This is a genomic window from Bradyrhizobium sp. AZCC 2262, assembly GCF_036924535.1.
In the GTDB taxonomy this organism is placed as follows: Bacteria; Pseudomonadota; Alphaproteobacteria; order Rhizobiales; family Xanthobacteraceae; genus Bradyrhizobium.
In genome coordinates, this window is sequence record NZ_JAZHRT010000001.1 from 73815 (window position 1) to 91131 (window position 17317).

General features: G+C 63.7%; 16 protein-coding genes. 6 read left to right on the forward strand and 10 right to left on the reverse strand.

Annotated elements, in window-relative coordinates; all coding sequences use genetic code 11:
- Nucleotides 1–96: 96 nt before the first annotated feature.
- Both V1283_RS00420 and V1283_RS00425 read right to left on the reverse strand, forming a co-directional pair.
- Nucleotides 97–1440: an ABC transporter substrate-binding protein gene (locus tag V1283_RS00420; RefSeq protein ID WP_334384491.1), complete on the reverse strand. Its 1344-nt coding sequence runs from the start codon at nt 1438–1440 to the stop codon at nt 97–99.
- A gap of 76 nt (nt 1441–1516) precedes the next feature.
- On the reverse strand, nt 1517–2560 hold the full coding sequence (locus tag V1283_RS00425; protein ID WP_334384492.1) for a C-terminal binding protein: 1044 nt from the start codon (nt 2558–2560) through the stop codon (nt 1517–1519).
- A gap of 239 nt (nt 2561–2799) precedes the next feature.
- Between V1283_RS00425 and V1283_RS00430 the strand changes: the two genes are divergently transcribed.
- Complete coding sequence (locus V1283_RS00430; protein WP_334384493.1) at nt 2800–4485, forward strand: methyl-accepting chemotaxis protein; 1686 nt, start codon at nt 2800–2802, stop codon at nt 4483–4485.
- A gap of 827 nt (nt 4486–5312) precedes the next feature.
- On the opposite strand, the gene V1283_RS00435 is transcribed toward V1283_RS00430, so the two are convergent.
- Both V1283_RS00435 and V1283_RS00440 read right to left on the reverse strand, forming a co-directional pair.
- Entirely contained in the window at nt 5313–6239 is a 927-nt protein-coding gene (locus V1283_RS00435; protein WP_334392915.1) for a Bug family tripartite tricarboxylate transporter substrate binding protein, read from the reverse strand.
- A gap of 147 nt (nt 6240–6386) precedes the next feature.
- A complete protein-coding gene (locus V1283_RS00440) occupies nt 6387–7325 on the reverse strand; it encodes a DMT family transporter (RefSeq protein WP_334384494.1) in 939 nt (312 codons plus the stop codon).
- 116 nt (nt 7326–7441) lie between these two features.
- Between V1283_RS00440 and V1283_RS00445 the strand changes: the two genes are divergently transcribed.
- On the forward strand, nt 7442–7843 hold the full coding sequence (locus V1283_RS00445; RefSeq protein WP_334384495.1) for a DUF1330 domain-containing protein: 402 nt from the start codon (nt 7442–7444) through the stop codon (nt 7841–7843).
- 85 nt (nt 7844–7928) lie between these two features.
- Here V1283_RS00445 and V1283_RS00450 read toward each other — a convergent pair whose 3' ends face one another.
- Nucleotides 7929–8537 (reverse strand): TetR/AcrR family transcriptional regulator, encoded by a 609-nt coding sequence (locus V1283_RS00450; RefSeq protein WP_334384496.1) that lies wholly within the window; start codon nt 8535–8537, stop codon nt 7929–7931.
- Nucleotides 8538–8613: 76 nt separating this feature from the next.
- Here V1283_RS00450 and V1283_RS00455 point away from each other — a divergent pair, with 76 nt between their 5' ends.
- Nucleotides 8614–9018, forward strand: a complete 405-nt coding sequence (locus tag V1283_RS00455) for a hypothetical protein (protein WP_334384497.1) — start codon at nt 8614–8616, stop codon at nt 9016–9018.
- A gap of 72 nt (nt 9019–9090) precedes the next feature.
- On the opposite strand, the gene V1283_RS00460 is transcribed toward V1283_RS00455, so the two are convergent.
- The 3 genes from V1283_RS00460 to V1283_RS00470 all read right to left on the reverse strand — a co-directional run bounded on the left by V1283_RS00460 (nt 9091) and on the right by V1283_RS00470 (nt 12307).
- The gene (locus tag V1283_RS00460; RefSeq protein WP_334384498.1) at nt 9091–10308 is read right to left on the reverse strand and encodes an alpha-hydroxy acid oxidase; all 1218 of its coding nucleotides are present in this window, start codon (nt 10306–10308) and stop codon (nt 9091–9093) included.
- Nucleotides 10309–10346: 38 nt separating this feature from the next.
- A complete protein-coding gene (locus V1283_RS00465; RefSeq protein WP_334384499.1) occupies nt 10347–11162 on the reverse strand; it encodes an MlaD family protein in 816 nt (271 codons plus the stop codon).
- A gap of 218 nt (nt 11163–11380) precedes the next feature.
- Nucleotides 11381–12307: a DMT family transporter gene (locus V1283_RS00470; RefSeq protein WP_334384500.1), complete on the reverse strand. Its 927-nt coding sequence runs from the start codon at nt 12305–12307 to the stop codon at nt 11381–11383.
- 394 nt (nt 12308–12701) lie between these two features.
- On the opposite strand from V1283_RS00470, the gene V1283_RS00475 reads away from it, so the two are divergent.
- Nucleotides 12702–12866, forward strand: a complete 165-nt coding sequence (locus V1283_RS00475) for a hypothetical protein (RefSeq protein ID WP_334384501.1) — start codon at nt 12702–12704, stop codon at nt 12864–12866.
- A gap of 31 nt (nt 12867–12897) precedes the next feature.
- Here V1283_RS00475 and ybaK read toward each other — a convergent pair whose 3' ends face one another.
- Nucleotides 12898–13371: a Cys-tRNA(Pro) deacylase gene (gene ybaK / locus V1283_RS00480; protein ID WP_334384502.1), complete on the reverse strand. Its 474-nt coding sequence runs from the start codon at nt 13369–13371 to the stop codon at nt 12898–12900.
- 292 nt (nt 13372–13663) lie between these two features.
- Between ybaK and V1283_RS00485 the strand changes: the two genes are divergently transcribed.
- Nucleotides 13664–14956, forward strand: coding sequence for an adenylosuccinate synthase (locus V1283_RS00485; RefSeq protein WP_334384503.1), 1293 nt, complete (start codon nt 13664–13666; stop codon nt 14954–14956).
- 35 nt (nt 14957–14991) lie between these two features.
- Entirely contained in the window at nt 14992–16635 is a 1644-nt protein-coding gene (locus V1283_RS00490) for a hypothetical protein (protein WP_334384504.1), read from the forward strand.
- Nucleotides 16636–16826: 191 nt separating this feature from the next.
- Here the strand turns inward: V1283_RS00490 and V1283_RS00495 are convergent, their stop codons facing one another.
- Nucleotides 16827–17096 (reverse strand): hypothetical protein, encoded by a 270-nt coding sequence (locus V1283_RS00495; protein ID WP_334384505.1) that lies wholly within the window; start codon nt 17094–17096, stop codon nt 16827–16829.
- Nucleotides 17097–17317: the final 221 nt, after the last annotated feature.

Here is a 17317-nt window from a genome sequence, read left to right on the forward strand (position 1 = left end):
CTACGTGAGGCCGTCATCGCGAGCGAAGCGAAGCAATCCATGTCTCCAAAGAAAAAATGGATTGCTTCGTCGCTTTGCTCCTCGCAATGATGCTTCCTACCGGCCCTGCCGCCGGAAATACCGCTTGCAGCGCTGCTCCGCTTCCGCGGCTGCGGCCTCCGGCGTAGATGCGCCGGTGGCAACCGCGGCGCACATCTGCACCAGCACGTAATCGGCGTTGACCGCTCCGGTCGCCGTCGAGATCGGGCCCTGGTAGCCGTCGTAATAGGTGCTGTTCATGGTGTCCTTGAAGATCTTGACCTTGGGATCTTCGGACCAGACCTTGGCTTCGGCATAAGCCGCGAGCGGCTGGGACCAATAGCCGGAGTTGGCGTTGAGCCACGGCTCGTACTGATCCTTTTCAAGCATGTATTGCAGGAATGCCTTTGCGGCGTTGGGATACGGGCTGTGCTTGAACAGCATCGCGTTCAGCGTCAGGCCCGCCATCGGCGAAATTTTGGCGAGGCCTTTTGGCAGCAGCTGATGCTCGCTGTCGTCGGCAATGGCCTTGGTCGCCGGATCATTCTTCAGCGAGAAGTACAGCGAGACGCCGTTGGCGGTCAGCGAGATTTCCTGCGAGGAGTAGGCGCGGTTGTTGCTGACATCGTTCCACGACGGCGTGCCGGCGATGAAGGTCGGGTACAGTTCCTTGACCCAGTTCAGCGCGGCGACGGTCTCCTTGCTGTTGATGACGACGTTGCCTTCCTCATCGAGCAGGGAGGCGTTGTGCGACCACAACACCCAATTGGCAAAACCATTGCCGTCGCCCCTGGCGTTGCCCAGCGCGAAGCCGGCCGGCTTGCCGGCCTTCTGCAGCTTGCGGCACAGGTCCAGAATTCCGGCATGGTCTTCCGGAACCTTGTCGAAGCCGACCGATTGCAGAACGGATTTGCGGTAGATCAGGGGGCCGGCGGTGGCGCCGAATGGCAATCCGATCCAAGCGTCGCTCTTGTTGCGCTTGCCGTATTTCTGCGCCAGCGGCTGCCAGCCGCCATAGCGCTTGCCGAGATAGTCGGCGACGTCGGTCAGTTCGACCAGCTTGTCGATGTAGATGTGCGGCGCATCGGAGAAGCCGATGATGATGTCGGGGCCGGCGCCGGAATTCGAGGTCACCGCGGTCTGCTGGTTGATGTCTTCCCAGCCGACGAAATCGACCTTGACCTCGACCCCGGTCTCCTTGGTGAATTTGGCGGCATTGGCGCGGAACACGTCCTCGTCGGCTTGCACAAAGCGCACCGGGCGCAGCATGCGCAGGCTCGCGCCTTTTTCGATTGCAAGCTTGGGGGCGGGAACGTCGGCCGCCTTGATGGCGGATGTGGTCTGCGCCGAAGCGCCGGTCACGGCCAGGGCCGCGGCGGATGCGCCCAAAGCCAACGCATCGCGACGGGTAATGTCGTTCATGCTTCTCTCCCTGTGCTGGTTCCCGGCGTTGAATCGCCGGTGAACCCTGTCGTTCGAAAACGCTTCTTGGCCGTCGCTAGCTATTCGGGCCGCGATCCATGCTGACGGGCTGCCAGCGGCGGAGCGCGGTGTTCTGCAGCACCGACGGATTGACGCAGCTTACCGGCCACATGCCCTGCAGGACCAGTGACAATTCGTAGCCTACGCGGCGCTTGCGCGCCTCGTCAAAACGTGCCGATGCCGAGGCGACATGCGCGGTCAGGGTGACGTTTTCCATCGAAAGTATCGGGTTGTTGTGGGACGCCGGCTCCTTTTCCAGCACGTCGAGCGCCGCATGCGCGATCCAGCCCTCCTGCAGCGCCTTGATCAGCGATTCCTCGTCCACGGTGGCGCCGCGGCCGGTATTGATGAAGACGACGGATTTTTTCATCTGGCGGAAATGCTTCTCAGTGAGCATGTGATGCACCTCCGGCCGCGCCGGTGCATGCATCGAGACGAAATCCGACTGTGACAGCACTTCCGACAGCGTCGACGGGATCACGCCGTGATCGTACATCAGCGTTTCCTGGATGAAGGGGTCGTAGGCCATCATGCGCAAGCCGAACGGCGCCGCGCGCTTGGCGACCGCGCGTGCCACCCGGCCGAAGGAGATGAAGCCGAGCGTCTGGCCCATCAGCCGCGGAATCTTTAGAAGCGCAGGACGGCCCTCCGACCAGCGGCCGGTGCGCACCATCTTGTCCTGCTCGACCAGCCGCCGAAACCCCGCCAGCAGCAGCATCATGGCGTGGTCGGCGACTTCCTCGATGAAGGTGTCGGGGATGTTGGTGACGGGAATGCCGCGGGCGGTGGCGGCCTTGACGTCGACCGAGTCGACGCCGACGCTGCCGAGCGTGATCACCTTGCAGTTTTCCAGCGCGTCGATGACCGCTTTCGTGATCGGCATGCCCTTGGCGTAGATCGCGTCCGCGGTCTTGGCGGCGGCGATGAACTCCGCCTCGTTGGCCGGCGCCTCGATGATTTCGGCCCCGATCGGATCGAGCGCCTCCTTCTCATAGTCGTAGCCGCCGACGGCGACCGTGAAGCTCGCGCCCTTCGGCGTCACCACCCTGAATTTCGGCATTTCCTGCTCCCCGATTGGATCGGTTTTTGTTTGGGCCTCGGCCTTGCGCCGCTCGCCTTAGTATTCGTTTACGCGAGCGGCGGATTCCGCTCCACAATCCCCGGTTGGTCGGAAGCGAATGCTTCCGGGTTCTTACGGGGGAACTTCGTAACCAAGCGGTAAAGGGTGTCACAATACGGTGCGGGGAATCAATCCGCCAATCGCGCAACCCCGCGCGGCAATGCCTCCGGAGATGCCACGTGAAGCTGACAAATCTGAAGATCACCCCCAAGCTCGGTATTCTGGTGGGTGTTGCATTGCTGGGTCTTTGCGCTGCCGGCTTGCTGGCGGGCCATCTGATGCAGCGCGAGATGGTGAACGCGCGCATCGACCAGGCCAAGGCGATTGTCGAAATGGGCCTCAATCTGGCCGCCGGGTTGAAGAAACAAGTCGATGCCGGCGAAATGACCAAGGAAGCCGCGCTGAAGGAATTTGGCCGCCGGGCCAATTCCATGACCTACGACAAGGGCGCCGGCTATTTGTTCGGCACCGGGTACGACGGCATCACGATTCTGGCGCCCGATCCGAAGCAGGTCGGCACCAACCGCATGGATGTCGTGACCAATGGCAGAAAACTGTCTCAGGAATTGATGAACGGCGTGAAGGCCAACGGCTCGATCCTGCTGTACTATGAATATATGAAGCCCGGCGAGGAAAAGCCGATCCGCAAGCTCGGCTACGCCGTCGCGGTCCCCGGCTTTGATATGTATCTCGGCACCGGCGCCTATCTCGACGATCTCGACGCCAAGCTGGCGCCGATCGCGTGGTTGCTCGGCCTTGCGATTCTCGGCATCGCGGTGATCTCGGGCGGCATCGCCTGGATGATCGGCCGCAGCATCTCCAAGCCGCTCGGCGAGCTCGGCGCCCGCATGCAGGCGCTGGCCGACGGCAAGCTCGATGGCGAAATTCCCGGCACCGGCCGCGGCGACGAGATCGGCGCGATGGCCGCAACCGTTCAGATTTTCAAGGACAATGCGGTGCGTATCCGCGGGCTTGAACAGGCGGAGGCGCAGACCCAGGCGCGTGCCGCTGCCGAACGCCGCACAGCGATGGAGAATATCGCCAGCGACTTCGAACGCAGCGTCAACGGTATCGTCCGCTCGGTGTCGACGGCAGCCGCGGGCATGCAGACCACTGCGCAGTCCATGACATCAACCGCGAGTGACGCCAGCGCGCGTGCGGCGACGGTCGGCGCGGCGTCGGAGAGTTCATCGAACAATGTCGGCACCGTTGCCGCCGCGGCGGAAGAGCTTTCCAGTTCGGTCACGGAGATTTCGCGTCAGGTGGCGCGCTCCAGCGAGATCGCGAGCAAAGCGGTCGGTGATGCCGAGCGCACCAATGCGACCGTCGGCGCGCTCTCGACTGGCGCCGAGAAGATCGGCGAAGTGGTGAAGCTGATCCACAGCATCGCAGCTCAAACCAATTTGCTGGCGCTCAACGCCACCATCGAAGCGGCGCGCGCCGGCGAATCCGGCCGCGGCTTTGCGGTCGTGGCGTCGGAAGTGAAGGCGCTCGCCAACCAGACCGCGAAGGCGACCGAGGAAATCTCCTCCCAGGTCGCGGCCATGCAGGCCTCCACCAGCGAGGCCGTGGCCTCGATCGGCGGCATTACCGAAACCATCGCGCAGATGAGCGAGATCACGGTCTCGATTTCGACGGCCATCGAGCAGCAGGGCGACGCGACGCGCGAGATCGCCCGCAACATTCAGTCGGTGGCGGCCGGATCGAACGAGATCTCCACGCATATCGGCGGCGTCACCACGGCGGCGGCGGCGACCGGCAAGGCGGCGTCCGAGGTGCTGTCGAACGCCCGTGAGCTCGACACCCAGTCGGGCATGCTGCGCAGTGCCGTGGATGAGTTTCTCGTCAAAGTGCGGGCGGCGTAAGCGGCGGACCGTAGGGTGGCAAAGGCGCTCTTGCGCCGTGCCCACCATCCATCCACGGATCGGAACGCAAATGGTGGGCACGCTTCGCTTTGCCCATCCTGCGAGGGCTTTTCACAGGGGTAATCAGGCAACACAAATCTCTTCCACATCAAATCACAATCCAACAAACTGACCTCGTGAGAGATTTTGCTTCCTGCGAGAATTTTGCACTCCGGTTGACAATGCAGCCAAAGAAGATTCGCGAATATCGGCAAACTTCCGGCAGGGCAGCGTGGGCGTGATGATCGGGCAGTGACGCTGTCGCAAGTCGTGCATCTGACCTTGCGGTACAGGTTTGAACCGGGCGCTAATTTTGACAAGCAGCGCCGGCTGATTGCCGGCGCGCCGATCCCTAACCCAAATGTGTAGTGCAATGACCCGCACGGCTCCGCGTTTCGCCAATCCCAACGGGACCGTGCGGTCTTTCGCTCGGCGCGGATGATTGTAGCAAAGCGCGTTGCGCAACGAAGTGGAATGAGACGATGAAGTACAAAGATCGTATTGGTGAACGCGAGTATCAGGACCGTCTCCAGAGTTTGCTGAAGAACACCCTCAACACGAATCTGCAGCCGCTGAGGTCACTCGAGACCGCAACCAAAAAGCGGAGAGCGCAGAAGAAGAACGCCGCCAATTCCGGGTTCACGAGATCAACGAAGACAACTTCCGGCTAGCACGCCGTTAGTGCGCAACCCGAACAGGTGCAGCTTATCTCATCGTCCGCTCCAGTGCGCAATTGCGCACAAGGCGGACGATGATGACCTTGTTGGCGGCGTCGGGCTCGCTTTCTTTTACTGCTTCTCGATCCCGGCATCCGCGATCAGCTTCTCCCAGAGCACGAGCTGCTCCTTCAAGAAGGCGTCGAATTCCTCCGGCGGGCCGGAGAACGCCTCCATGCCGCGCTCGGCGAGCTGGTTCTTGATGTCTGGCCGCTCAATGATCTTGCGGATTTCCGTGTTTAGCCTGGTGACGATATCCTTGGGCATATTGGCCGGACCGAGATAACCCTGCCACGAGGTGATGTCGAAACCTTTCACCGTGGCGTCCATGGTGGGCAGATGCGGCAGCAAGGCCGAAGGCTTCTTTGTCGTGACCGCAAGCGCTTTCAGCGCCTTTGCGTTTACATGCGGCAGGCCGGTCGGGACGTCGATGAACATCATGGAGACGCGGCCGGCGATCACGTCGGTCAAAGCCGGCGGCGAGCTCTTGTAGGGGACGTGAAGCAGATCGATCCCGGCGAGGCGGGCAAACGTCGCGCCCGACACGATCGCCGAGGAACTGCCGCTGGCGTAGGAGTATTTGCCCGGCTCCTTCTTGGCGAGGGCAATCAGTTCGGCCACCGAATTCGCCGGAATGTCCGGGTGAATCACCAGCATGAACGGCAGGTCGCCGGTTCGCGCGATCGGCGTGAAATCCTTGACCGGGTCGTAGCTCATGTTCTTCAGCAGGTATGGATTTGCCGAATGCGTCGTGTTTGTCGTCACGAACAGCGTGTAGCCGTCGGGCGCGGAGCGGGCGACATAGCTCGCCGCGATCGAGCCATTGGCGCCCGCCTTGTTGTCGATCACCATGCTGACGCCGAGCGCGACACCGAGTTCTTTCCCGATCAGGCGCGTCGTGGTGTCGGTGCCGCTGCCGGCGGCGAAGGGCAGCACCAGCGTGATGTTGCGGTTCGGGTAGGGTGCCTGCGCGGAAGCCGTGGCGATCGTCGCCAGCATCAGGGGAGCCACTGCGGCGGCCTGCCGGTACCGTTTCCATAACGCGAACATGTAGTTGTTTCCTCGGTTGTTTTTATAACTTGGCCGGCAAGCTAGCCTGCCGGGATCGAAAGAGAAAGCCGGTACGACGCCACGCCGCAGGCCCGCTCAAGCCTTCTTTGCCGAGGCCCGCCTGGAGGCGATCACCACGCCGGCCAGCACCAGCGCATAGCCCACCAGATGGAATAACCGCAGCTGCTCGCCGAGCAGCAGGATCGCCATCGCCGAGCCGAACACCGGCACCAGATGAAAGAACGGCGCGGCGCGGTTCGGCCCGATCAGCGCCAGCCCGCGGTTGAAGAACAAATAGGCCAGCGTCGAGGGAAAGATCACGGCATAGCCCAGCGTCGCCATCGAGATGAAGTCGAGCTTCAGCGTGACGCCGGTCGAATATTCCCAGATCGAGAACGGCACCAGCATCAGCGCGCCGCAGCAGGTGGTGAATGAAATTAGCGACAGCGCGTGCGTCACCGGGCGGCGCGGGATCAGCGCCGAATATAATGCGAACGACACCAGCGAGCTGGCAAACATCAGGTCGCCCCGGTTGAGGCTGATGCTGGCGAGTGCGCCAAAATCGCCGCGCAGGATGATGGTCAAGACGCCCGCGAGCGAGATGGTGATGCCGGCGAGCTGCGCGCCGGTGAGGCGGATGCCGAACAGCGCCAGCGACCACAGTGCGACAAACAGCGGACCCGCCGACTGGATCAACAGCGCGTTCAGCGCCTCGGTATATTGCAGGGCCCAGTAGGAGATCGCATTGTTGTAGGCGAACCCGACGAACGAAAGAAACAGCATCATCGGCAGATGGGCCCGCAGCACCGGCCAGTCCTGCTTCAGATGCGGCCAGGCAAACGGCAGCAGGATCAGAAAGGTGCCGATCCAGCGGACGCAGGACAGCGTCAAGGGCGGCACATGGCCCGCGACATGCCGCGCCAGCACGATGTTGCCGGCCCAGAACAGCGAGGTCAGGCTGAGCAACAGATAAGGCTGGTTGTTCAGCCACCGGACCGGATCGAGGGCAGGCGGCGCTGGTGCGGGCTGGGTCATGGTCGCTGGTCGAGATAGGCCGGATTTTCCGCCACACGACAAGTCCTGCGCATGCAATGCTACAATGTCCTGTGCATTGTCTTTGCGCTTTTGCCTGACCTGCGAGGTGCCGATCGATGGGCGTGGATTTGTTGAATGTCAGGGGTCTTGAGGAATTGGACCATGACGGACCGGTGGTGATGGTGAACCTGATCCGGCTTCGCGAGCGTTCGCTCGACGGCGACGGATCGGGATGGGACGCCTATCTGCGCTATAGCGCGCTCACGGTGCCGATGATCAAGGCGCGCGGCGGCACGTTGCTATGGACCGGCGACGCCAAGGCGGTCGCGCTCGGCGAGCCCGACGGCAATCAATGGGATTATCTGGCGCTGGTGTATTACCCCACCGTCGCCGCCTTCATCGACATGATGACGTCAGCGGATTACGAAAATCGCTGCGACCCGCACCGCATTAACGGCTGCGCCGAGCACGTCATCATCGCGACCAAGGAAGCCTACAGCAAGTTCGAGGTCCCGTAGCCCGGCGCAGCGTAATCCGGGACAGTCCGGCCATCTGTGACGGTCCCCGGATTACGCTACGCTTCATCCGGGCTACGGCGGCAGGCTAGCGCGACAGCGGATCAACCGCCGCGCGGCAGGCCGTTTGCACGAGCTGGCGGACCTCGCCGGTCGACCGCCCCCGGTTCAGCATCGCGAACATCGGGTAGCTCGTCAGCGCAAAGATCATGTCGACGGCGTCCTCGCGCGCGCGGCGCGATGCGGTCTTCGCGGCGAGGTGCCCGACCAGCATCCTGGCCAGCTTGCGCCGCCGCTCGTTGCGTTCGAGCAGCGCCTCTGCAAATTCGGGATCGGTCGCCATCGCTTCGTGGAGGCGGCCAATGGCGGCGTCCCTGGCCCAGAAGCCGCAGAAGATTTCGATCACGCGATCCAGCGCCAGCAGCGGGTCCGGCATCGCCATGGCGTCGGCGATTTCATGAAGCCCGCCCTGGCGGGCGATGTTGTCGAACACCGCCTCGAGCAGGCCGCGCCGCGATCCGAACTGATTGTAGACGGTAAGCCGCGTCACGCCGGCCGCCTTCGCCACGGTGTCCAGCGAAAACCGTGCGATGCTCGCATCCTCGCGCAGCAAATTTGCCGCGGCCTCGATGACGCGATCGCGCTTCTCCGCCGCGGCTTCTGACCGCACGGAACTCACATAGGCGCGTTTTTTCATTCACTCGCCATCCTTTTGACGAATTGATTATACATATTGTATATCTAATTTCAACATCCGATCCGGAGCGAGCCCCATGCAGATTCCCCTCATCATAACCCTGTCCCTTCACGTGTTGTCATCGGTGTTCTGGGCAGGGTCGAGCTTTACGCTGGCGCGAACCGGTGGCGCCGGCGGCGAGCAGTTGCTTGGTCCGCAAATGGGCGCCGCTGTCGTCACGATACTGACCGGCGCCTATCTCGGGCACTCCGTTCATGCCGGCATATTCGGTACGGCCGAGCAAATCCTGGCTGTGGGTGCACTCGCCGCGCTGGTTGCCGCTGCCGTTCAGGGCGCGATAGGCGGCCGCGCGATCCGGAGCTTGCGCAACGGCAAGGCCGATGAGGCGGATGCGCGCTCGCGCATCGCCGCCGCCCAGCGCGCCGCAGCCTTATTGCTGGCGGTGACGGCGGTGTGCATGGGTGCGGCGCGTTATGCGTGAGCGTGACTTGGCTCCCATCCGCGGGGCATGGCGTGCCATGACCCGGTTCAGAGGTGAACGCCCTTTTCGACTCTAGAACTTCCGCACCAGATCCGGCGTGATCTCGCTGATCGAGCGAATACCCAGCAGTGCAAGATCGCGATCGATCTCGGCTTTCAGAAGCGAGATCGCGCGCTGCACGCCGGCTTCGCCGCCGGCGATCGCGGCATAGAGGAAGGGACGGCCGACCCAGACGAAATGCGCGCCGAGCGCGAGCGCCTTGATCACGTCGGTGCCGCGGCGGATGCCGCCGTCGATCATGATTGTCATGCCCTTGGCTTCCGCTGCGATCTCCGGCAGCGTGCGCAGGCCCGACATCGTGTAGTCGAGCTGGCGGCCGCCATGGTTGGACAGCATCACGCCGTCGACGCCGCTCTCGCGCGCGATGCGCGCATCCGCCGGCGAAACCAGTCCCTTGACGACGAGCTTGCCCTTCCACTTCTTGCGGATCAGTTCGACATGCTTCCAGGCGAGCTGGTCGCGGGCGCCGATATTGCGCATCAGGTTCTTCGCCATCACCGGCGGGCCGCGCTTGGCGTCCATGTTCTCGAAATGCGGCATGCCGAAATTCATCACGGTGCGCGCCCAGGTGCCGAACAGCCAGTGCGGATGGGTGACCGTATCCCAGGCGACGCGCGGCGTGATCGCGAGCGGCACCCGAAAACCGTTGCGGATGTTGTTCTCGCGGTTCGGCGGCACTGGCACGTCGGCGGTGACGACGAAGGTGTCATAGCCGGCCGCCGCCACGCGATCGACCAGCGGCTCGATCCGCTCCGGCAGGCCGGCGAGATAGGCCTGATACCACGCCGCCTGATTGGCGGCGCGCACGTCCTCCAGCGTGATCAGCGACGACGCGCTGAGAATCATCGGCACGTTCTCAGACTTGGCCGCCTGCGTAAGCACGATATCGCCGCGATAGGCGCACAGCGCCGAAGAGCCCATCGGCGGAATGCCGAAGGGCGAGGCATAGGTCTTGCCGAACAGATCAGTGGTCTGGTCGCGGCCGGAGACGTCATTGAGCACGCGCGGCACAAAACCGTATTCGTCGAAGGCCTTGCGGTTGTCGCGCAGCGCGGCGTCGGTCTCGGCGCCGCCGGAGATGTAGCCGTAGAGGAATTTTGGAATCCTGCGCCGCGCCGTCAGCTCGAAATCGTCGAGCGAAAGATATTTTTGCAAAGCGCGCGGTACCGCGCTCTCGGTGCGGGTCACGGTGGTGGGCGGCGCGGTCAGGTTAGCGGATTTGTCGAGCACGTCGGGCGTTCCATTTTTATTGTTGTGCGGGAAGGAGGTTAGCGCCGGGGTGGCGGTCCGCCAAATTTCTGACCGGCCTTGTTGACGGACGCGCTGACGTCGCCGAGCATTTTTCGCGTTTCGGCGATCAACTGCCCGGATTTGTTGTCGAAACTTTCGATCAGCTCGCGCATCGAGATCACGGTCGGCAGCAATTCGCCGCCATATTTGTCGCTGGCGAGGCTGCCGAGAAAATCCTTGGTCCTGGTCAGCGCGTCGTCGACCGAATTGACGCCGTTTTCGGCGGTTGCGATGATGCTGGTGATCTTCTCGCCGTCCCCGGACAGCGAAGCCGTGAACGTTTCGAAATTCCGCAGCGTATCCTTGATCGCCACCTCATTGTCGGCGATCACCCGGTCGACGTTGCGCAGCGCCACGCGGATTTTTTCCTGGGTGTTGAGCGTTCCTTCCTTGTCGGCCGTCAACTCCGGAATGCCGTCCGGGCCCTTTGGCGGCGGCGGCGCTTCGTCCGATCCGCCGGTGAAGGAGATCGCCGCGATGCCCGTCAATCCCTGAAATTCGAGGCCGACTTGCGTGTCGCTTTTCACCGGCGTGTTGCCGTCGATCATCGCCAGCGCCACGACGCGGCGCGGATGGTCGAGCTTGAGCGACACCACTTCGCCGACCCGGATGCCGGCGAAATTCACGCTGCCGCCCTTGCGCAGGCCCGAGGCCGAACCTTCGAAGATCACCCGGAACGCCGTCTTCTGTTTGGCGCCGGCGAGCTTCTGATAGCCGAGCCACGCCCCGAGCGACCCGCCGATCAGGGCCAGGGTCAGGGTGCCGATCATCAGATTGCTGGCACGTGCTCTCATCGATTGCCCTAAGCGATGCAGGCCCAACAGATAGCGGATTTGCCAGGCCAAGTCACCGCGGCCCGCTTAAACCTCGCCCCGTTTGCGGGGAGAGGTCGGATCGCATCGTCAGATGCGATCCGGGTGAGGGGGTACCGGTATCGAGGCATTCGGATCTGCGGAGAGAGCCCCTCACCCCAACCCTCTCCCCGCGAAGAGAGGGAATGATAGTCCTGTCGCTAGCTCGTTTGTTTCCGTGATGCCACGAACACCCCCGTCAGCACCAGCGCGAAGCCGATGAGGTGGAACGCCTGCGGATTCTCGCCGAGGAAGACGATCGACATCACGGTTCCGAACACCGGCACGACGTGGAAGAACGGGGCTGCGCGGTTGGCGCCGATCAGTTGCACGCCGCGATTGAAGCAGAGATAGGCGATCGTCGAGGGGAATAGCGCGACGTAGGCGAGCGTCAGCAGGTTCGCTGTGTCGATCTGCATCGGTGGCCGCGCGAACAGTTCCCAGATGAACAGCGGGATCAGGCAGGCCGCGCCGGCGCCGAAGGTAAAGGCGACAAACGAAAGGCCGTGGATGGCGGGGCGTTTCAGCGACAGCACCGAATAGAGCCCGAAGATGGCCAGCGCCACGATGAAGATCAGATCGCCGATGTTGAAGTCGATGCCGGACAGCTTGGTGAGATCGCCATGCATCAGGATGATCAGCACGCCAGCGAGTGATAGCAGAACGCCCGCGGCCTGCGCCAGCGTCAGGCGCACCCCGAGCAATACCAGCGACCACACCGCGACCACCAGCGGGCCAGCCGACTGCAACAGCAGCGTGTTCAGCGCCTGGGTGTGCTCGAGCGCCCAGTATTGCAGCGTGTTGAACGCGCCGATGCCGGTAATGGAGAGCAGGATCATGATGCCGAGGCGGCTGCGGATCGCGGCCCAGTCGCGGACCAGATGCTTCCAGGCAAATGGCAGGATGATCAGGAACGCGAACGCCCAGCGCAGGAACGAAAGCGTCACCGGCGGGATATGGCCGGCGGCCAGCCTTCCCACGATGGCGTTGCCGGCCCAGCACAGCGCGGTGATGCTGAGCAGCAGATAAGGCTGGTCGGCAAGCCAGTTCCCGGATCGGGGGGATGAAGTCTGTTCGGTCGCCGTCATTTCAAGGTAAGGCCCGGTTCATGGCGCCGTGCCCTGCCCGGCGATCGACGCCGGGCCGGAAATGTAGCCCGGCCCCTGCCACAGACACGGATTTGCGGCGCTCATCAATGGTGCAGGACGCATCGCGACCATGCAGCCGCCTTCTCTGTTACTTGTATGTTGTTTGGGGTTGCCAGCGGGCAGGCGAATATGCAATCAAAGGACGATTGGTTCACGCGACCCAACCTTGGTTTGTTTTTCGGGCGCGTGCGGTGGGTTATTCCGGGTTAATTTCAGTACGGGACGTTCGTTCGATCGCTGGGACCACGGTTTTGCAGGCGGCGGCTGTGCAGCAGCTTCGTCTGTCCGTGAGGCGAATTTCTAGAGATGATGGGTCATTCCTTTGAACAAGCCGATGTCGGCCGAAGAAGCCGAAGCCGAAACACGTCACCAATTTGCCGTTCGCGCCAATTCGATACTGGCGTTCATCGAATGCGATGACGAGCAGCGCCCGAAACTGCGCAAGGCCATTATCGAGGCGATGCTATGGGCGCAGACGCAGCCCAAACTCACCGGGTAGGGCGGCCTGCCAAAGCCGAAGCCAAGCTCGCTCACGCCACGAGCGCGTGCGCGATCGCGCCCAAAGCCTTCACAGCATCCTGGGGAGCGAGTTCGACTTGCAAGCCGCGCTGGCCGCCATTGAGGAACACGCTGGTATGGCCGAGCGCCGCCTCCTCGATCGCGACCGGCACGCGCTTCTTCTGCCCGAACGGCGAGATGCCGCCGACATGGTAGCCGGTCAGCCGTTCGGCATCCGCCGGCCGCATCATCTTCGCCGCCTTGGCGGCGAAGGCGCTGGCGAGTTTTTTCATGCTGACTTCGCAGTCCGACGGCACCACGGCGCAGACCGGCTTGCCGTCGACATCGGCCATCAGCGTCTTGAGCACGCGCGCTGGCGCGATGCCGAGCGCTTCCGCCGCCTGCAGCCCGATGCTCGCCGCATCCGGGTCGTAGTCGTAGGCATGCAGGGTGAATTTCACACCAAGCCTTTCCAGCGCTTGCGTTGCACGGGTGGTTTTGGACATAGCCTTTCCGTCATTGCCGGATGTTAATCCGCCCCTGGCCCGGGCGGTCAAGATTTTCGGGGGATATCAATGGGTTGGAGCCCTTCTAAGACCCCCTTAAAGATGCCTTCTTGCTTGCCTAGAGCAGCCGCTTCCTTTATCCGGTGGGGCTGGCTCGCATGCGAACGGCCCCGGCCGTGATTTTGGCTGGGCAGGCTACCGCATCATGCCCGAGCGTGATCCGGATATATGGAGACCGGTTTTCCGGAAAGGTCATGCTGAGACCATCAAATTTGCAGGGAACGCTTTAGAAATGGCCAATGTTGTCGTCGTCGGCGCCCAATGGGGCGACGAGGGGAAGGGCAAGATCGTCGACTGGTTGTCGGAGCAGGCCGATATCGTCGTGCGCTTCCAGGGCGGCCACAATGCCGGCCATACGCTTGTCATCAACGGCGAAACCTACAAGCTGGCGCTGCTGCCCTCCGGCGTGCTGCGGCCTTCGAAGCTGGCCGTGATCGGCAACGGCGTCGTCTTCGATCCCCAGGCCTTCCTCGACGAAGTCGCAAAACTGAAGGGCCAGGGCGTCGCCATCAGCCCGGAAAACCTGCGCATCGCCGAGAACGTCACGCTGATTCTGCCGCTGCACCGCGAGCTCGATGCGTTGCGCGAATCCTCCAACACGGCAACGGCAATCGGCACCACCCGCCGCGGCATCGGCCCGGCCTATGAAGACAAGGTCGGCCGCCGCGCCATCCGCCTGATGGACTTGGCCGACCTCGACACGCTGCCGCACAAGATCGACCGTCTGCTGGCGCATCACAACGCGCTGCGCCGCGGGCTCAATCTGGAGGAGATCGACGGCGGCGGCATTTTGAAAGAACTCACCGCGCTGGCGCCAAAACTGTTGCCCTACGCCGAGACGGTGTGGCGGCTGCTCGACCTCAAGCGCCGCGAGGGCAAACGCATTTTGTTCGAGGGCGCACAGGGCGCGCTGCTCGACGTCGACCACGGCACCTATCCCTATGTCACGTCGTCCAACACGGTGGCGGCGCAGGCGGCGACCGGCACCGGCATGGGCCCGGGCGCGGTCGGCTATGTGCTCGGCATCTGCAAGGCCTATACGACCCGCGTCGGCCAGGGTCCGTTCCCGACCGAACTCAACAACGAGATCGGCGAGGAGATCGGCCGCCGCGGCAAGGAGTTCGGCGTCAACACCGGCCGCAAGCGCCGCTGCGGCTGGTTCGATGCCGCACTGGTGCGCCAGACCGTCCGCACCTGCGGCATCACCGGGCTCGCATTGACGAAACTCGACATTCTCGACGGCTTCGACACCATCGAGGTCTGCACCGGCTACATGCTGGACGGCAAGGAAATCGACCATCTGCCGGCGGGCGAGGGTGCCCAGGCCCGGGTGGTGCCTATTTATGAGACGATCGAAGGCTGGAAGGAGCCAACGGCCAACGCCCGTTCCTGGGCGGATCTGCCAGCCCAGGCCATCAAATATGTCCGCCGGGTCGAGGAACTGGTGGGTTGCCCGATTGCGTTGCTTTCCACCAGCCCCGAACGCGAGGATACTATTCTGGTACAGAACCCGTTCGAGGCTTAACGAGATGTTGCCGCTCGGACCAGTATTGAAGAGAAATGGCTGATTATTACCCGCTGATCGCACGCGCTATTGCCGGCCTGGACCCGAATGCTCCAGGCGAGAGCCGCCGTGCGCTCTATGAGCGGGCGCGCACCGCGCTGATCGCGCAGTTGCGCAGTGTTCAGCCGCCGCTTTCCGAATCCGAAATCACCCGCGAGCGGCTGTCGCTGGAAGAGGCCGTACGCAAGGTCGAATCGGAAGCCGCCCAGCGCGCCCGCGAGGCGAGCCGGCCCGCCAGCGCCGGTGGTCCCCCACGGGGCGGCGACGCTTTCCGTCGCGCCAATGCCCGGCCGCCGGAATCCGCAGCCCCTCCGGGCGGGCCGCCCGGACCGCCCGGACCGCCCGGCGCACAGCGCCCGCGTCCGCCGGCTCAACCCCCCTCGCGCGAGGCCCGTCCGCCGCTTGGCCAGGACGAACAACGCCTGCCGCGCAACCTGCGCCCCGATGCGCCGCCGCCCGGCGGGCCGCGTCCGCAGCCGCCGCAGGTTCCGATGCAGGATGCCGTCCTGCCGCCGCCGCCCCCTCGCGGAAATGGTGGCCCCCGCCGCGGCCCCGAAAACGGCCTGCCGCCGCCGCCACCGCCCGGCATGCGCGGCTTCCGCGACATCGCCGCCGACGCCGACGATCTCGGCCGCGCTGCCGCCCAGGCCAACCGCGCCGCGCGAAAAACCTATGCCAACGTGCCGTCGCCCTCGCCGGAATTCGACCGGCTTGAGCCGAACATGGAAAACCGCGGCGCCGATCCCGACGCGCCCTACTCGTATGACGAATCGCTGGAGGAGGCCGACCGTTACGCGCTGCAGCCGTCGCAGCCGGCATCGCGTGAGCGCCCGCGGCTCTCGCAGGATCACGACCGCGAGCCAAAGAAGCGTGCCCGTGTCGGCACAGTGTTTCCGTTCAAGAGCGCGATTGCGGTCGGCATCGTGCTCATTCTGGTGGGCGCCGGCATCCTGTGGGGCCGGTCGGCAATCACGGCCGTGGGCGGCCTGTTCAAATCCTCGCAGGTGGCGGAAGCGCCAAAGGATCCGGCCGCACCGCAGTCGCGCCCGAAGATCCCCGATCGCGTCGGCCAGCCGTCGTCGAGCGAAAACGTCGCGCCGGTGGCGCAGCGCGTCGTGCTGTATGACGAGGACCCGTCCGATCCCAAGGGCAAGCAATATGTCGGCTCGGTGATCTGGCGCACCGAACCGATCAAGGCGAGCGGCAACCAGAAGCCGGATGTCGCCGTGCGCGCCGACATCGAGATTCCCGACCGCAAGTTCAAGATGACGATGTCGTTCCGCCGCAACACCGATTCGTCGCTGCCGGCGAGTCACACAGCGGAACTGACCTTCATCCTGCCGCAGGATTTCTCCGGCGGTGGCGTCGGCAACGTGCCGGGCATTTTGATGAAGTCCAACGAGCAGGCGCGCGGCACGCCGCTGGCGGGCCTTGCCGTGAAAGTCACCGACGGCTTCTTCCTGGTCGGCCTCTCCAACGTCGATTCCGACCGCGTCCGCAATCTGCAGCTCCTGAAGGAGCGCTCCTGGTTCGACGTGCCGCTGGTCTACGTCAACCAGCGCCGCGCCATCATCGCGATCGAAAAGGGCTCCCCCGGCGAACGCGCGTTCAACGATGCGTTCGCGTTGTGGGGGGAATAGGCCTGGGGCGAGAGTAGCCGGAGCGCCGCGGATGCGCTCTCAAGCCTGAGCCGATCTCCGTTGAGCCAGGAGATCGCGCGCTAAATCGATCGCTGCGCGGCGTAGCGAAAAAGCCCAGCCAGAAAACAGCCTCGGCATTGCTCATCATCCGGCTGAGGCCGTTCGCGGTCGTCTTCGAGCGAAGCGACCAGTCACTCGGCGGTGGCGGCTCGCCTCCGTGCCGCGTGGTCGCGATCCATTACGGCACGGCAGCCCGGACTGACCTGCGCGCGGTTCCTGACCATGCAGGCGGTGATTCTCTGGACGTTGGGGACTTCATGGCCGCATAGCCGCAGAGCGTCGCCGGTGCACATCTGCTGCGCCTCCGACGAGAAGGCGGGATCTGGGCGTGCGGAAAGCGCCGTCGCCGCGACGCCGATGGCGAAGAGAAGTGCGATCCTGCTTGTATGATGGAAAGTCATCGATGCGTTCCCCAAGGTTGCGCGCGGTGCTGGCCGCTATTCACTGGGGGCGCTGCACGCGGCTTGCGCTGCCGCACGCGTCATCCATCACCGGGAAGTCACCCGGTGTGGTTGCTCGATCTCCGCCGATGTTCGAATCAAAAGTGCTGCGCCGCCCCGTTGCGAATTATGCGCCAATGCTGCGAAGCTGCAATGGCTTGCATCAACACTTTCCTAAACTG

Bases quoted from the DNA above. Each gene is read 5' to 3' on its own strand.
- V1283_RS00420 (WP_334384491.1), bottom strand. From the start codon at position 1,440: ATGAACGACATTACCCGTCGCGATGCGTTGGCTTTGGGCGCATCCGCC.
- V1283_RS00425 (WP_334384492.1), bottom strand. From the start codon at position 2,560: ATGCCGAAATTCAGGGTGGTGACGCCGAAGGGCGCGAGCTTCACGGTC.
- V1283_RS00435 (WP_334392915.1), bottom strand. From the start codon at position 6,239: ATGCTGGCGACGATCGCCACGGCTTCCGCGCAGGCACCCTACCCGAAC.
- V1283_RS00440 (WP_334384494.1), bottom strand. From the start codon at position 7,325: ATGACCCAGCCCGCACCAGCGCCGCCTGCCCTCGATCCGGTCCGGTGG.
- V1283_RS00445 (WP_334384495.1), top strand. From the start codon at position 7,442: ATGGGCGTGGATTTGTTGAATGTCAGGGGTCTTGAGGAATTGGACCAT.
- V1283_RS00450 (WP_334384496.1), bottom strand. From the start codon at position 8,537: ATGAAAAAACGCGCCTATGTGAGTTCCGTGCGGTCAGAAGCCGCGGCG.
- V1283_RS00455 (WP_334384497.1), top strand. From the start codon at position 8,614: ATGCAGATTCCCCTCATCATAACCCTGTCCCTTCACGTGTTGTCATCG.
- V1283_RS00465 (WP_334384499.1), bottom strand. From the start codon at position 11,162: ATGAGAGCACGTGCCAGCAATCTGATGATCGGCACCCTGACCCTGGCC.
- V1283_RS00470 (WP_334384500.1), bottom strand. From the start codon at position 12,307: ATGACGGCGACCGAACAGACTTCATCCCCCCGATCCGGGAACTGGCTT.
- V1283_RS00475 (WP_334384501.1), top strand. From the start codon at position 12,702: ATGTCGGCCGAAGAAGCCGAAGCCGAAACACGTCACCAATTTGCCGTT.
- ybaK (WP_334384502.1), bottom strand. From the start codon at position 13,371: ATGTCCAAAACCACCCGTGCAACGCAAGCGCTGGAAAGGCTTGGTGTG.
- V1283_RS00485 (WP_334384503.1), top strand. From the start codon at position 13,664: ATGGCCAATGTTGTCGTCGTCGGCGCCCAATGGGGCGACGAGGGGAAG.
- V1283_RS00490 (WP_334384504.1), top strand. From the start codon at position 14,992: ATGGCTGATTATTACCCGCTGATCGCACGCGCTATTGCCGGCCTGGAC.
- V1283_RS00495 (WP_334384505.1), bottom strand. From the start codon at position 17,096: ATGACTTTCCATCATACAAGCAGGATCGCACTTCTCTTCGCCATCGGC.